Annotated in this window: 12 protein-coding genes; 3 read left to right on the top strand and 9 right to left on the bottom strand. The window is 70.4% G+C overall.

The features are described 5' to 3' along the window. Positions 1-280 precede the first annotated feature (280 nt). The 9 genes from ACS5PM_RS26530 to ACS5PM_RS26490 all read right to left on the bottom strand — a co-directional run bounded on the left by ACS5PM_RS26530 (position 281) and on the right by ACS5PM_RS26490 (position 10,235). A complete protein-coding gene (locus ACS5PM_RS26530; protein WP_439390853.1) occupies positions 281-1,165 on the bottom strand; it encodes a hypothetical protein in 885 nt (294 codons plus the stop codon). A 26-nt stretch (positions 1,166-1,191) separates the two neighbouring features. Further along, entirely contained in the window at positions 1,192-1,962 is a 771-nt protein-coding gene (locus tag ACS5PM_RS26525) for a hypothetical protein (RefSeq protein WP_439390852.1), read from the bottom strand. A 169-nt stretch (positions 1,963-2,131) separates the two neighbouring features. Next, positions 2,132-3,277 (bottom strand): BMP family ABC transporter substrate-binding protein, encoded by a 1,146-nt coding sequence (locus ACS5PM_RS26520; RefSeq protein WP_439390851.1) that lies wholly within the window; start codon positions 3,275-3,277, stop codon positions 2,132-2,134. Between the two features lie 59 nt (positions 3,278-3,336). Continuing rightward, positions 3,337-4,257 (bottom strand): ABC transporter permease, encoded by a 921-nt coding sequence (locus ACS5PM_RS26515; RefSeq protein WP_439390849.1) that lies wholly within the window; start codon positions 4,255-4,257, stop codon positions 3,337-3,339. A 139-nt stretch (positions 4,258-4,396) separates the two neighbouring features. Continuing rightward, on the bottom strand, positions 4,397-5,482 hold the full coding sequence (locus tag ACS5PM_RS26510; protein WP_439390848.1) for an ABC transporter permease: 1,086 nt from the start codon (positions 5,480-5,482) through the stop codon (positions 4,397-4,399). Then, positions 5,469-7,004 (bottom strand): ABC transporter ATP-binding protein, encoded by a 1,536-nt coding sequence (locus ACS5PM_RS26505; protein ID WP_439390847.1) that lies wholly within the window; start codon positions 7,002-7,004, stop codon positions 5,469-5,471. The genes ACS5PM_RS26510 and ACS5PM_RS26505 overlap by 14 nt, the downstream gene beginning before the upstream one ends. A gap of 35 nt (positions 7,005-7,039) precedes the next feature. Beyond that, the gene (locus tag ACS5PM_RS26500; protein WP_439390846.1) at positions 7,040-7,900 is read right to left on the bottom strand and encodes an outer envelope protein; all 861 of its coding nucleotides are present in this window, start codon (positions 7,898-7,900) and stop codon (positions 7,040-7,042) included. A gap of 20 nt (positions 7,901-7,920) precedes the next feature. Beyond that, positions 7,921-9,261 carry a guanine deaminase gene (guaD, locus tag ACS5PM_RS26495; protein WP_439390845.1) on the bottom strand — a complete coding sequence of 447 codons (1,341 nt, stop codon included), beginning with the start codon at positions 9,259-9,261 and terminating at the stop codon, positions 7,921-7,923. Continuing rightward, positions 9,261-10,235, bottom strand: coding sequence for a LysR family transcriptional regulator (locus tag ACS5PM_RS26490; RefSeq protein ID WP_439390844.1), 975 nt, complete (start codon positions 10,233-10,235; stop codon positions 9,261-9,263). Before ACS5PM_RS26490 ends, guaD begins: the two co-directional genes overlap by 1 nt. A gap of 133 nt (positions 10,236-10,368) precedes the next feature. Here ACS5PM_RS26490 and xdhA point away from each other — a divergent pair, with 133 nt between their 5' ends. From xdhA to xdhC, 3 genes are read left to right on the top strand one after another with little or no spacing between them, the layout of a single operon-like run. Next, positions 10,369-11,850 carry a xanthine dehydrogenase small subunit gene (xdhA, locus tag ACS5PM_RS26485; protein ID WP_439390843.1) on the top strand — a complete coding sequence of 494 codons (1,482 nt, stop codon included), beginning with the start codon at positions 10,369-10,371 and terminating at the stop codon, positions 11,848-11,850. 16 nt (positions 11,851-11,866) lie between these two features. Then, the gene (gene xdhB, locus ACS5PM_RS26480) at positions 11,867-14,209 is read left to right on the top strand and encodes a xanthine dehydrogenase molybdopterin binding subunit (protein WP_439390920.1); all 2,343 of its coding nucleotides are present in this window, start codon (positions 11,867-11,869) and stop codon (positions 14,207-14,209) included. After that, entirely contained in the window at positions 14,209-15,009 is an 801-nt protein-coding gene (gene xdhC / locus ACS5PM_RS26475) for a xanthine dehydrogenase accessory protein XdhC (RefSeq protein WP_439390842.1), read from the top strand. Before xdhB ends, xdhC begins: the two co-directional genes overlap by 1 nt. The last annotated feature ends 118 nt before the right edge of the window (positions 15,010-15,127 follow it).

Genomic DNA, 15,127 nt, shown 5'->3' with positions numbered 1-15,127 from the left:
GACGTGGACACGGGCTTGGTTGGTGCGCCGGATCCTACTCCCGGGGCTGCGCGCACCAGGGGCCGCGAAGGGCTCCCCGGATCGGGATTGGCCCTAGGTAGGCGACGCAAGGATCGGGCCCGGATCGCCGGCGCCTACCTGCGGTATCGGCCGGCGCGGTGCGGCCGGCGTGAGCGAGATTGGACGCCGACGCCGGCCGTGCTTTGCTCGGATGTGGTGCTGCCGGCACCGGCGCCACCGACAAAAATCCGGTGGAATCGTTTGCCCAGTGATGGAAGCTTCAGGCCAGGCGATCGATCTGCAGGTAGCTGCTGAAAGTGGCCTGCAGCACGGTACCCGGGACCTTGTGCCGCAGCACACCGTAGACGCGATCGCCGGGGAACAGCTCCATCGAGGCGGTGTGGATGATCTGCCACGCATCGCCCGACCGGCCGCGCGCGGCCTGGGCGGTCATGCCGAGCACCTTGAGCACGCCCTGACGGACGTGGATGCCTTCGGCGATCGACGGGTTGTGCAGGCTGACGCCTATGGTGTCGTCGGCCACGACCTTGGCATGCACCAGCAGGGCGCGCAGCGCCTCGGCCGGCAGGCCCGACAGGTTGACCTTGGCGTGCGAGGCGATGGCCATGTCGCCTGGCTTGACCGTTCCGGCCGGCGAGACGGGCACCTCGATGCCCACCGTGGCGCCCAAGGGGATGTCGAGCGGGCCCCAATCCACCTGGGCGCGTGCCATGCAGGGCGGATCGGAGCCCGGCGTGTTCAGGAAGCCGATGCGCTCATGGGCCTCGATGGGCTCGTCGGGCTGGCCCTGGCGCTGCAGCCGCAGGCCGATCTGGCGCAGGTCGTAGTCCAGCCCGGTCTTGAGCTGCCAGTCGGCCGAGATGACGCACTCGTACAAGCCGTGCGACTGCACCAGCACCTTGCCGTCGGCCTGCAGCGCGACATCGGCGCCGGTCTGGAAGCGCACCGCGCCCCAGGGCACCAGCACGTCGGCATCCGGCGGGCCGGCGAAGTCGCCGGCCAGCGTGAAGCGGGCGCGCGAGTCGAAGCGGGTGGCGGCCCGCGCGGGCAACGGGGCGAACCCCGCGGCGGCCACGCCGGCCATCGCGGCTCCACGGCCGAAGGCGCGGCGGCGGGCGGGGTCGATGGGCGATCTCGGCGTCATGGGGCACTCCTGTCGATGGCCATGGCTCAGGCCAGGCGGTCCACCTGCAGCCAGGTGCTGTCACTCGTCTGCAGCACGGTGCCCGGCACGTGGTGCCGCATCACGGCATAGACGCGGTCGCCGGCGGCGATCTCCACCGAAGCGCTGTGGACCAGTTGCCAGGCGTCGCCGGAGCGGCCGTGCGTGAGCTGCGCGGTCATCGCGATGACCTTCAGCGTGCCCTTGCCGACATGGATCGCATCGGTCGCCGATGGGTTGTGCAGGCTGACCGACACGGTGTCCTGGGCCACCACCTTGGCGTGAACGACCAGCGCGCGCAGCCCCGCCAGCGGCATGGCCTGCAGCTTGATCGCGGTGTGGCCCGCCAGCGCCATGTCGCCGAGGCGGGCGGTTCCGGCCGGCGCCACGGTCACCTGGATGCCGGCCGTGCCGCGCGGCGGGATGTCCAGCGGCCCCCACTTGCCCTGCCAGCGTGCCATGCGCGGCGCATCGGAACCCGGCGTGTTGTGAAAGCCGATGCGCTCGTGGTAGTCGATCGGCTCGTCGGGCTGGCCCTGGCGCTGCAGGCGCAGGCCGACCTGGCGCAGGTCGTAGTCCAGCAGCGTCATCAGCTGCCAGTCCGCCGAGACGACGAACTCGTACAGGCCGTGGGTGCGAAAGCTCACCTTGCCGCCTGGCTGCAGCGAGAAGTCGCTGCCTTGCTGGAACCACACCCAATCCCACGGGACGACCACGTCGGCATAGGGCGGGCTGCCGGTGAAATCGGCATGCAGCAGGTAGCGGGCACGCGAACTCATCCCATCTCTCCCGGCGGCGCCTGGCCGACGAACCTGCCGGTTGTAGCGCCGCGACGGCGGGCGTGTCGACCCCTACCCCGCGGCCGGTGCGCGCCCTCGCCGCTCCAATGACAAGGGCCACCGGCTCTCACCGGTGGCCCTGGCGCTGGCCCTGGATGAAACCGAGCGACTACTTGCCGTCGCCCGGCACCTTGCCTTCCACGCCCTTGACGTAGAACTTGATGCCCGACAGGAAGGGGTCGTCGGCCACGGTGTCCTTGGCCACCACTTCCTTGCCGGTGTTGTCGACGATGGGACCCTTCCAGATGACGAAGCTGCCGTCCTTCAGGCCGGCCTTGACCGCGTCGAGCTTCGCCTTGGCTTCGGCGGGCACGTCGGCGGCCAGCGAGACGAAATCGATCGCGCCTTCCTTGACGCCCCACCAGCTCTTGCCCGTCGTCCACTTCCCTTCGAGCACGTCACGCGTGGCCTTGACGTAGTACGGACCCCAGTTGATGACGGCCGAGCCCAGGTGGGCCTTGGGGCCATAGGCGCTCATGTCGGAGTCCCAGCCGAAGGCGCGCTTGCCCTTGTCCTCGGCGGTCTTCAGCACCGCGGCGGAGTCGGTGTTCTGCATCAGGACGTCGGCGCCGCCATTGATCAGTGCGGTGGCGGCTTCGGTCTCCTTGGGCGGGTTGAACCACTCGTTGACCCAGACCACCTTGGTCTTGATCTTGGGGTTCACGCTCTGCGCACCGAGGGTGAAGGAGTTGATGTTGCGGATCACCTCGGGGATGGGGATCGACGCCACCACGCCCAGCGTGTTGGTCTTGGTCATCGCGCCGGCGATCACGCCGGCCATGTAGGCGCCCTCGTAGGTGCGGCTGTCATAGGTGCGCATGTTCTCGGCGGTCTTGTAGCCGGTGGCATGCTCGAACTTGACGTTGGGGTTGTCCGCGGCCACCTTGAGCATCGGCTCCATGTAGCCGAAGGTGGTGCCGAAGATCAGCGTGTTGCCCTGGCCGATCATGTCGCGGAAGACGCGCTCGGCATCGGCGGCCTCGGGCACCTTCTCGACGAAGCTGGTGACGACCTTGTCGCCGAACTCCTTCTCGAGCGCCTTGCGGCCGTTGTCGTGCGCGAAGGTCCAGCCGCCATCGCCCACCGGGCCGACGTAGGCGAAGGCGATCTTCAGCGGCTCGGCCTTGGCGGGGGCGGATGCAGCCGCCGCGCTGGCCGCCGGCGCCGCCGCCTCCTCCTTCTTGCCGCAGCCGACCAGCGCCGCGACGGCAGCCAGCGCGGCGGCACTCAACAGGGTTCGTTTGGAAAGGGTCATGCGGTGGACTCCGTGTTGTTGGGAAGTGTGGTCGCCAGCGGGGCGAATGATAGGCACCCTCAGTTGCCCGGAAAGAAGGGCTTCCCGAGGGAAGCCGGCATGTTGACTTTGATCCAGTTCGGATTGCGCGAGATCAGCACCAGCACGACGATGGTCGAGAGGTAGGGCAGCATGCTGAGCCACTGGCTGGCGATCTGCACGCCCTCGCCCTGGAGGTGGAACTGCAGCATCGTCACGCCGCCGAAGAGATAGGCCCCGAGCAGCACCCGCAGCGGCCGCCAGGTGGCGAAGGTGGTCAGGGCCAGCGCGATCCAGCCCTTGCCGGCCACCATGCCCTCCACCCACAGCGGTGTGTAGATGACCGAGATGTAGGCGCCGGCCAGGCCGCACAGCGCCCCGCCCGCCACCACCGCGGCCAGGCGGATGCGCCGCACCGGGTAGCCCAGGGCGTGCGCCGACTCGGGCGATTCGCCGACGGCTCGCAGCACCAGCCCGGCGCGTGAACGATAGAGGAACCAGGTCAGGCCGATGGCCAGCGCCACCGCGCCGTAGACCAGCGGGTGGTGTCGGAACAGCGCCGGCCCGACGAGGGGAATGTCCGCCAGGCCGGGGAAGGCGAACCGCGGCCGCTCGCCGATGCGCTGCTGCGTGTAGCTGATGCCGACGAAGGCCGAGAAGCCGGCGCCGAACAGGCTCAGCGCCAGGCCGGTCGCGTACTGGTTGGTGTTGAGCCAGATGACCAGCACGCCGAAGGCCGCCGCCATCAGCGCGCCCGCTCCCATGCCGGCGATGAAGCCCAGCACGTCGGAGCCGGTGTGCACCGCGGTGGCGAAGCCGGCGATGGCGGCCACCAGCATCATCCCCTCGGCGCCCAGGTTGACGATGCCGGCGCGCTCGTTGACCAGCAGGCCGAGGCCGGCGATGGCCAGCACGGTGCCGGCGTTCAGCGTGGCCGCGATCAGCAGGGCGATCTCGTTCATCTTGCCCCCGTGACGCTTCGCGTCGTCCCCCCGAGGGGGAATTCGCCCTTGGGGCGGCCCTGCTGGCTCATTCTTGCCCCCGTGACGCTTCGCGTCGTCCCCCCGAGGGGGAATTCGCCCTTGGGGCGGCCCTGCTGGCTCATGCCACCGCCCTCCGCCCGATGCGCACCCGGTAGTGGATCAGCGTGTCGCAGGCCAGCAGCGCGAACAGCAGCAGGCCCTGGAACACGCCCGTCAGTGCCTTGGGCAGGCCCAGCCTGGACTGCGCCAGCTCGCCGCCGATGTAGAACATGCTCATCAGCACCGCCGAGAAGACGATGCCGACCGGATGCAGGCGGCCGACGAAGGCCACGATGATGGCCGCGAAGCCGTAGCCGGCCGGAACGTAGGGCGTGAGCTGGCCGAGCGGCCCCGCTGCCTCCAGCCCACCGGCCAGGCCGGCCAGGCCGCCCGAGACGAGCAGCGCCGTCCACAGCGCGCGGCGCGAGGAGAAGCCGGCATAGCGCGCTGCCGCCGGGGCCAGCCCGCCGACCTGCAGCGCGAAGCCGCGGTAGGTGCGAAAGAGAAAGGCCCACATCGCCGCGACCGAAGCCAGCGCGACGATGAGCCCGATGTTCATGCGCAGCCCCGTCACCAGCCGCGGGATCTTGGTCGTCGCATCGAAGGTGATCGTCTGCGGGAAGTTGTACCCCGCCGGATCCTTCCAGGGCCCGTAGACGAGGTAAGCCAGCAGCAGGTCGCCCACGTAGACCAGCATCAGGCTGACCAGGATCTCGTTGGCGTTGAAGCGGTCGCGCAGCAGCGCCACGATGCCCGCCCAGGCCATGCCGCCCAGCACGCCCGCCAGCAGGATGGGCACGACGATGCCTCTTCCCAGGCTCGCCAGCCAGGCCGTCCCCGGCCCCGCCTGCATGGCCACCCAGCCGGCCGCCAGCGCCCCCACCACGAACTGGCCCTCGGCGCCTATGTTCCAGATGTTGGAGCGAAAGCACAGCGCCAGCCCGAGCGCGATGAGCACCAGCGGGACCGCCTTGATCGACAGCTCCGACAGGGCGTAGGCGCTCTTGACCGGCTCGACGAAGAAGACCTGCAGGCCGCGCGCCGGATCCTTGCCCAGCGCCGCGAACAGCACGATGCCGACGAGCACGGTGATCACCAGCGCCAGCAGCGGCGAGCCGATCGACATCACGCGCGACGGCTGCGGCCGCGCCTCAAGCCGCAGCATGCGCGGTCACCTCGTTCTTTTCGTCCTTGCCGCCGGGCCACAGGCCCGACATCCATTCGCCGATGCGCTCCACCGTCGCCTCGGCCGTGGCCACGGTCGGCGACACGCGGCCGCGCGCGATCACGACCAGCCGGTCGCTGATCTCGAACAACTCTTCCAGCTCCTCGCTCACCACCAGCAGCGCGCAGCCTTCGTCGCGCAGGCGCAGCAGCTCGGCGCGGATCTGCGCCGCCGCGCCCACGTCCACCCCCCAGGTGGGTTGCGCGACGACGAGCACCTTGGGCCTGGCATCGATCTCGCGGCCGACGAGGAACTTCTGCAGGTTGCCCCCCGAGAGCGAGCGCGCCACCGCGTCCGGCCCGCCGGCCTTGACGTTGAAGCGCCCGATCAGCGAGGTGGCCAGCGCGTGGGTCTCGCGCAGCTTGAGCCAGCCCAGGCGGCTCACGGTCTGCGTGCGGGTCAGCAGGGTGTTCTGCGCCAGGCTCAGGGAGGGCACGGCGCCGCGGCCCAGCCTCTCTTCCGGCACGAAATGCAGGCCGAGCAAGCGGCGTTGCCTCGGCGAGGCGGCGGCGATGTCGTGCCCGAACAGCGTCACGCTGCCGGCCGGGGCACGGCGGTCTTCCCCCGACAGCGCCGCCATCAGCTCCTGCTGGCCGTTGCCCGAGACCCCGGCCATGCCGACGATCTCGCCGGCGCGGACCTGCAGCGACACCTCGGCCAGCGTCATGCCGAAGGGATCGGCTGCCGGCAGCTTCAGCTGTTTGACCTCCAGCGCCACCGCGCCGGCGCGGGCCTCGCGATGCTTCAAGGCCGGCGGCTCGGCGCCGATCATCAGGCGCGACAGGCTGGCGTTGGTCTCCTGCGTCGGGTCGACCTCGCCCGTCACCTTGCCGCCGCGCAGCACCGTGCAGTGGTGGCAGAGGTGGCGGATCTCGTCGAGCTTGTGGCTGATGTAGAGGATGCTGCAGCCCTCGCTGCTGAGCTTTCTCAGCGTGACGAAGAGCTTGTCCACCGCCTGCGGCGTCAGGACGGACGTGGGTTCATCCAGGATCAGCAGGCTGGGCTTCGTGAGCAGCGCCCGCACGATCTCGACCCGCTGCCGCTCGCCCACGCTCAGCGTGTGCACCGGCCGCAGCGGATCGACCTCCAGGCCGTAGCCGGCAGCGACCTGGCGGATGCGCCCGGTCACCGTGGCCAGAGTCTCCGACTTGTCCAGGCCCAGCCACACGTTCTCGGCCGCGGTCAGCGTGTCGAACAGCGAGAAGTGCTGGTAGACCATGCTGATGCCCAGCGCCCGCGCCGCTGCGGGGCTGGCCACCTTGACGGGCTGGCCGTTCCAGCGGATCTCGCCGGCATCGGCCTGGGTCGCGCCGTAGATGATCTTCATCAGCGTCGACTTGCCCGCCCCGTTCTCGCCCAGCACGGCGTGGATCTGGCCGGGCGCCACGCGCAGGTTCACCCCGTCGTTGGCGCGCACGGCGGGGTACTGCTTGGTGATCCCCGTCAGTTCGAGTCGAAGCATGGGCTCTTCACGGGAGGGCTCGCGGGTGGCTGAATCTAGAAATGATATTCGGCGCGGACCATGGGGGTCTTGGCGAACGCACCGTCGCCGGCCGGACCCTTGTGGTCGTTGCCGAACTTGTTCAGCCAGTACTGGTACTCCAGGCCGACCTTGACGGTGTTCTTGACGCCCCACAAGGTGCCCGCGTCGTACATCACCTGCATGTCGATGTTGGTTTCGGGCTTGGTGTCGCCGCCGAACTCGTCCTTGCCCTTGGAGGCGATGAAGTTGGCGAAGCCCTCGAACGAAAGCGGCAGGCTGCCGATCGGGATGCCCCAGGCCGCCGTCAGCATCGGGTGGGGCTTGTAGTGGTAGCGCGGCGTGGCGGTGCTGGTGAATTCGTTGTAGGGCGCGTTGCTCTCCCACAGCTGCAGCACGCTGACGGCGAGGAAGCCCGGTACGTCGAAGTTCAGCGTCGGGCCGGCCACCAGCATGCGCTTCTTGGAGTTGTAGCCGGCGTCGTCCTTGACGTTGGCGTCGAAGCCCATCGTCAGGCCCACGCCGCGGATCGGGCCCCACTTGAGCGACGCGCCGGTCGTCTTCTCCAGGTCCAGCGTGTGGCGGTAGACGATGTAGACCTCCTGCGCGCCGTTGCCTGAATTCGGCGAGGCCGGGTCCTTCTCGTCGGACAGCAGCAGGTCGACGTTGAGAAAGTTCGTGCCGTACTTGTAGCCGCTGACGTGGTTGAGATCGAGGATGTCCTTGTGGATGTCCGTCGCGCCGAAAGGCTCTGCGAACTTGCTACCGGTGCGGTAGCCGATGGAGGTGTCGCTCCAGTCGGCGGCGTGACTGGCGGTGGCGGCGAGGGCGGCGAAGGCGGCGCAAGAGGCCAGGGTCAGTCGGGCGCGGGGGTACATCGAGGGGCTTCCTTTGTGGTTCAGGGGGTGGAGGAGATTCGTCGGTATCGGTCGTGCCCGGCCACCCAGGTGGCGGCGACGTTGCGCTCGTCGGCCAGCGTGAGCCAGGCGAACACCCTTGCATGCAAGGCCTGTTCCGACAGGCCGGCGATGGCGCCGCGGGCCACCGCGTCGCGGTGCGTGGCCACCGGGCCGTGCGCCCAGTCCCAGGCCACCACGTCGGCGGCCAGGCCCGGCTCCAGCGTGCCGATCTCGTGTCCCAAACCCAGCGCTTCAGCGGCACCCCGGGTGCCCGCATGCAGCGCGGCCCAGGCCGACAGGCGCTGGCCCTGCATCGCCTGCACCTTGTAGGCCTCGGCCAAGGTGCGCGGCATCGACAGGCTGGTGCCGCCGCCCACGTCGGTGCCTATGGACACGCGGTGTCCGCTGGCCACCGCGGCGCGCCAGTCGAACAGGCCGCTGCCGAGGAAGAGGTTGCTGGTCGGGCAATGCGAGATGTGGGCGCCGGTGGCGGCGAGCAGTGCCCGGTCCTCGTCGTCCAGCCAGATACCGTGCGCCAGCACCGAGCGTTCGTTCAGCAGGCCGTGGCGGTGGTAGACATCGAGGTAGCTGCGCGCCTCGGGAAAGAGCTGGGCGACCCAGCGCACCTCGTCGCGGTTCTCGGCCACGTGGGTCTGCATGTACAGCCCGGGGTGGCGGCCCACCAGGCCGCCGGCCATGGCCAACTGCTCCGGCGTGCTGGTGATGGCGAAGCGCACCGTCACGGCGAAAGCTGCACGGCCGTGGCCGTGCCAGCGGGCGATGAGGCGCTCGCAATCGGCCTCGGCGCCGGCCACGTCGTCCCGCAGCGCCTCCGGCGCGTGGCGGTCCATCAGCACCTTGCCGGTGACGATGCGCATGCCGCGGCCGGCCGCGGCGGCGAACAATGCCTCGGCCGACTCGGCATGCACGGTCGGGAAGACCACCGCCGCCGTCGTGCCATGGGCCAGGAGCGCGTCGAGGAAGAGGGAAGAGCCGGGCGCGGCCACCGCCGGGTCGGCGAAACGCTGCTCGGCGGGGAAGGTGTAGGTGTCCAGCCAATCGAGCAGGCTGGTGCCGTAGCTCGCGATCACGTCCAGCTGCGGGCAGTGGACGTGGGTGTCTATGAAGCCGGGCATCAGCAGCCGGCCGGTATGGTCCTCGCGCTGCCAGTCATCGCCTGGCGCCTGCGCGCCGGGCAGCACCGCCTGGATGCGGCCCCCTTCGATCAGCAGCCAGTGGTCGGGACGGAAGCGCACGACCGGGCTGTCGACGTCGTCCAGCGCCGGCGTGCCGGTGAGGTCCAGCAGGTCGCCGCGCAGGGCGAGCTTGTTCGAATTCATCACGCGGCCCTCCCCGCCTCGGCGGCCGGCCCGTCGACCAGCTCGCGCGCCACGGCACGGATCGCCTCTCGCACCCAGCGCTGCGCGGCCGAGGCGTGCGTCCGGTCGTGCCACAGCTGGTAGTACGCCATCGGAGGAAAGCGCAAGGGGCAAGGCACGATGCGCACCGGCAGCCGGCCGATGTAGCGCAGGCAGAACAGCTTGCCGGTGGTCAGCACCAGCCCGCTGCCCGGCAGCATCGCCGGCACCAGGCCGAAGTGGGCGCTGCGCACCGCGATGCGGCGGCTCTGGCCTTGCAACGCGAGGTACTCGTCGATCACGCCCGGTGCGCCGGGGTGCAGCGGCGTGGGCGCGACGTGGTCGCTCGCGAGGTACCGCTCGACCGTCCAGGCGCGGGGGTTGCGCGCCGCGGCGTGATCGTCGCCGACCAGACAGACCACGTCGTCGGTGATCAGCCGGCCCAGGTGCAACTCCCCCGGGGGCCGCAGCCAGTTGCCGACCACCACGTCGACCTCGCCCAGGGCCAGCTTGGTGCGGTAGTCCGCATCGCCGGTCAGCGGATGCAGCACGAGGCGGACGCCAGGCGATTGCGAGCGCAGCCTCGTCACCAGCGTCGGCAGGAACTGCGGGTCGAGGTAGTCGCTGGCCGCCAGATTCAACGTGAATTCGGTCTCGGCCGGGTCGAAGCGGCGGCCGGCGCGCGTGGGGCCGAACAGCGTCTCGGCCTCGCGCAGCAGGCGCTGCGCCGGTGCGAGCAGCGACAGCGCAGCGTCGGTCGGCACCATGCCCGTGCCGGAACGCACCAGCAAGGGGTCGCCGGTCAGCGAGCGCAGCCGCCTGAGCTGGGTGCTCACCTGCGGCTGGGTGCTTCCCAACCGCATGGCGGCCCGCGAAACGCTGCGCTCTGAAATCACGGTGGACAAGACCCTCACCAAATGGAGGTCGATGTTCGCCAAGGGGGGAGCTATCGTCATAAGGCACACCATATGCAAGCCATGCGCCTGCAAGCATGCCGCAGACGGGGTTTCGGCGTACGTTCGGGCGAACGCGCCAGGCCAGCAGGTCTCGACGTGGCAGCATCGATCCGCCCTCACTCCCTTCTTGCCGATGACTGAAAACCCCATCCGCTTCGTTTTCCGGGGCCGGCCGATCGAGGTGCCGGTGGGCGACGCGACGCGCAGCGTCCTGCAGTGGCTGCGCGAAGACGCGCAAGCCTGCGGCAGCAAGGAGGGCTGTGCCGAAGGCGATTGCGGCGCCTGCACGGTCATCGTCGCGGAGCTCGAAGAAGAGGTGCCCGAGCCCAGCCGCGCGGTGCGGGTGGCCGGTGTGGCGCTCAGGCCCGTCAACGCTTGCATCCGCTTCCTGCCCACGCTGCACGGCAAGGCGCTGCTCACGGTGGAGGACCTGGCGGCGGGCGATGAGCTGCACCCGGCGCAGCGCGCGCTCGTCGAGCACCACGGGTCGCAGTGCGGGTTCTGCACGCCGGGCTTCGCGGTCTCGCTGGCCGTCTGCCACGAGCGGCATGCCGAGGCCAGCACGCGGCCGACACGTGACGAACTGGCCGACGAGCTGGCCGGCAACCTCTGCCGATGCACGGGCTACCGGCCCATCCTGGATGCCGGCCTGGCGATGGACACCCTGCCCGGCCCGCGACTGCCGCTGCAAGGCCTGGCCGACCAGCTGCGTGCGTTGCATGCGGCGCCCGCACCGGCCGTGCCCGGATTCCGCACGCCGCGCACATTGGCCGAGCTGGCCGCGCTGCGCAATCAACAGCCAGAGGCCACGCTGCTGGCCGGCGCCACGGACATCGGCCTGTGGGTCAACAAGCAGTTCCGCGCCCTGCCGCAGCTCATCTACCTCGGCGATGTGGCGGAGCTGCGCGCGATCAGCGAAGACGATGGCCAGCTGCGCATCGGCGCTGCTGTCACGCTGGAGGACGGCTGGGCGGCTCTCGTGCGCCGATGGCCCGCGCTGGCCGAGATGCACCGCCGTTTCGCCGGCCCTCCGGTGCGGCATGCAGGCACCTTGGTCGGCAACCTGGCCAACGGATCGCCCATCGGTGACACCGCGCCGGTGCTGATCTCGTTCGGTGCCACGCTGACGCTGCGGCGCGGCGAGACCACGCGCGAGATGCCGCTGCAGAACTTCTACGTCGACTACATGAAGAACCGACTGGAGCCGGGCGAGTTCATCGAGGCCGTCCGCGTGCCCCTGCTGGACGAGCGCTGGCAGGTGCAGGCGCACAAGCTCTCGAAACGCTTCGACTGCGACATCTCGGCCCTCAGCGCCGGCTTTGCCTTGCGACTGGAGGGCGAACTCGTCGCCGATGCGCGGCTCGCCTTCGGCGGCATGGCGGCCATTGTCAAGCGCGCCCCTGGTGCCGAGGCCGCCCTCGTCGGCCAGCCCTGGAACGAAGCGACGCTGCGCCAGGCCCAGCAGGCGCTGGCCTCGGACTTCAAGCCACTCACCGACCTGCGTGCCAGCGCCGCGTACCGCGAGCAGGCTGCCTCCGCGCTGCTGGAGCGCCTGTGGCTCGCCACCCGCCCGCAGCATCCGCTTTCGCCGCACCAGCTGCGCGTGTTCGCCTGAGGCCGAGACCATGGAAATGACCCCGCCCCTGGCCGCGACGCCGCCCGTCGTCGGCGCCGCGTTGCCGCACGAATCCGCCGTCCTGCACGTCAGCGGGCGCGCCGCCTACGTGGACGATCTTCCCGAGCTGGCCGGCACGCTGCACGCCGCGCTCGGCCTGTCGCCGGTGGCCCACGGCCGCTTGCTGGCCGTCGACGTCGAAGCCCTCCAGCGCGAACCCGGCGTGGTGGCCGTGTTCACCGCCGCGGACATCCCCGCACGCAACGACTGCGGGCCTATCGTGCACGACGATCCCATCCTGGCAGAAGGCGAGCTGCGTCACCTCGGCCAGCCGGTCTTTGCGGTGATCGCCACCTCGCGCGAGGCCGCCCGCCGCGCCGCCGCCAAGGCGAAGCAGGTGCTGCGCGTCGAAGAGCTGCCGGCCCTGCTGTCGGTGCGCGAGGCCCATGCGAAGGGCGAGTACGTCGTCCCGCCGATGCATCTCGCGCGCAGTGTCTCCGCCGATGCCGAAGCTGGGGTGAAGCGCGCCATCGCCGCCGCCCCGCACCGTCTGTCGGGCCAGTTCAGCCTCGGCGGCCAGGAGCAGTTCTACCTGGAGGGCCAGATCTCCTACGCGCTGCCGCAGGACGACGGCGGGCTGAAGATCCACTGCTCCACCCAGCACCCGAGCGAGATGCAGGCGGTGGTCGCGCATGCCCTCGGGATGGCCGCGCATCAGGTGCTCGTCGAATGCCGTCGCATGGGCGGCGGCTTCGGCGGCAAGGAGTCGCAGTCGGCCCTGTTCGCCTGCGTCGCCGCACTGGCCGCGAAGCGCCTGAACCGCCCGGTGAAGCTCAGGCCCGATCGCGACGACGACTTCCTGATCACCGGCCGCCGGCACGGCTTCGAGTTCGACTGGGAGGTGGGCTTCGACGACGAGGGCCGGGTGCTGGGTTACGAAGTCACCCTGCTGGGCCACGCGGGCCACTCGGCCGACCTGTCGCCACCGGTGATGACCCGCGCCATCTGCCACGTCGACAACGCCTACTGGCTGCCCGAGGTCGCCATCCACGGCTACCTGCCGCGCACCAACACCCAGAGCAACACCGCCTTTCGCGGCTTCGGCGGGCCGCAGGGCGCGCTGGTGACCGAGGTGGTGCTGGATTCGATCGCGCGCCACCTCGGCCGCGATCCGCTCGCGGTGCGTCAGGCCAACTGGTACGGCACCTCGGACCGCAACGTCACGCCTTACCGCCAGACGGTGCAGGACAACGTCATCGCCCCGCTGGCCGACGAGTTGGCGGGCAGCGCCGACTACGCTGCTCGCCGCCGCGAAGTCGAGCTGTTCAACGCCGCCAGCCCGGTGCTCAAGAAAGGCCTGGCGCTGACGCCGGTGAAGTTCGGCATCTCGTTCAACGTCAACCACTTCAACCAGGCCGGCGCGCTGGTCCACGTCTACCTCGACGGCTCAGTGCTGGTGAACCACGGCGGCACCGAGATGGGCCAGGGCCTGAACACCAAGGTGGCGCAGGTCGTCGCCCACGAACTCGGCCTGCCACTGGCCCGCGTGCGCTGCACCGCCACCGACACCAGCAAGGTGGCCAACACCTCGGCCACCGCCGCCTCGACCGGGTCGGACCTGAACGGCAAGGCCGCGCAGGACGCGGCGCGCCGGATCCGCGAGCGGCTCGCCGCCTTCGCCGCGCCGCGCCTGGGCGCCGAGCCGGAAGACCTGCGATTCGAGAATGCCCAGCTGCGCGCGCCGAACGGCCTGGCCATGCCTTTCGAAGAACTGGTGCAGCTCGCCTACCAGGCCCGCGTGCAGCTCTGGTCGGACGGCTTCTACGCCACGCCCGGCCTGCACTGGGACCGGGCGACGCTGACCGGCCGGCCGTTCTACTACTTCGCCTACGGCGCCGCGGTCAGCGAGGTGCTGCTGGACACGCTCACCGGCGAGTGGAAGCTGCTGCGCGCCGACCTGCTGCACGACGTCGGCGCGTCATTGAACCCGGCCATCGACATCGGCCAGATCGAGGGCGGCTTCGTCCAGGGCATGGGCTGGCTGACCAGCGAGGAGCTGGTCTGGCATCCGAAGACCGGCGCCCTGCTCACGCACGCGCCGTCCACCTACAAGATCCCGACCGCCAACGACGTGCCCGAGGCCTTCCACGTGCGGCTGTTCGCCAACCGCAATGCCGAGGACAGCATCCACCGCAGCAAGGCCGTGGGCGAGCCGCCGCTGTTGCTGGCCTTCTCGGTCTTCCTCGCGCTGCGCGACGCGGTGGCGGCGGCCGGAGCGCCAGGCTGCCAGCCACCGCTGACCGCCCCGGCCACGCCCGAAGCCTTGCTGCGCGCCGTCAACGCGGTGCGTCACCGCTGATGCACGACCCCGACCGCGCGCTGGCCGCAGCCTGGCTGGCCGCCGGGCGCCGGGCCATGCTGGTGGAGGTCGTTTCCGCACGGGGCTCGGTACCTCGCGAAGTGGGCACGCGCATGCTGGTCGCAGCCGATGCCGTCGCCGGAACCATAGGAGGCGGCCACCTCGAGTGGCAGGCCATCGCCCGGGCGCGCGAGCGGCTGGCGGCGGGCGAGAACGCCGCACTGGACTGGGCGGTCGCCCTCGGGCCGTCGCTGGGCCAATGCTGCGGCGGCGCACTCACGCTGCGCTTCATGCCGCTCGACGAGGCCATGGTCGGGGCCTGGCCCCGGCCGGCTCCTCTGTTCACGCTGCACCTGTTCGGCGCGGGCCACGTCGGGCGCGCCCTGGTGCGGGTGCTGGCCGAACTGCCCTGCCGGGTGGTCTGGGTCGACGAGCGCGAAGCTGAGTTCCCGCCCGGCCCGCTGGCGCCGAATGTCGAGCGGGTCTGCGTGGAGCCCGTCGAAGCCGAGGTTTCCAACGGGCACGCTGGCGACGCGTACCTCGTGCTGACCCACAGTCATGCCCTCGACCTGGCCTTGAGCCAGGCCATCCTGAAGCGGGGCGACTTCGGCTGGTTCGGCCTCATCGGCTCGGCCAGCAAGCGCGCCCGATTCGAGCACCGGCTGCGCGAACGAGGCGTCGACGACGCCCTGCTGGCCCGCATGGTGTGCCCAATCGGACTGCCCGGCATCGAAGGCAAGCAACCCGGCGTGATCGCCGTCGCGGTGGCCACGCAACTGCTCCTGCACGCCGGGCGCTGAGGCATCGGCGCGGGCCGTCCCGTGCCGTCATATTCGGTTTCCGCGCATCAATATCTGCTTTTCGCATGTCCGTCCCCCCACAATGCGACGCTTCGGGGGAGCGCCATGCCGGCAGTCC

Origin of the sequence: Ideonella flava (assembly GCF_051857595.1) — a bacterium.
Classification (GTDB): Bacteria; Pseudomonadota; Gammaproteobacteria; order Burkholderiales; family Burkholderiaceae_C; genus Ideonella.
This window is presented reverse-complemented; position numbering and strand designations above follow the sequence as displayed.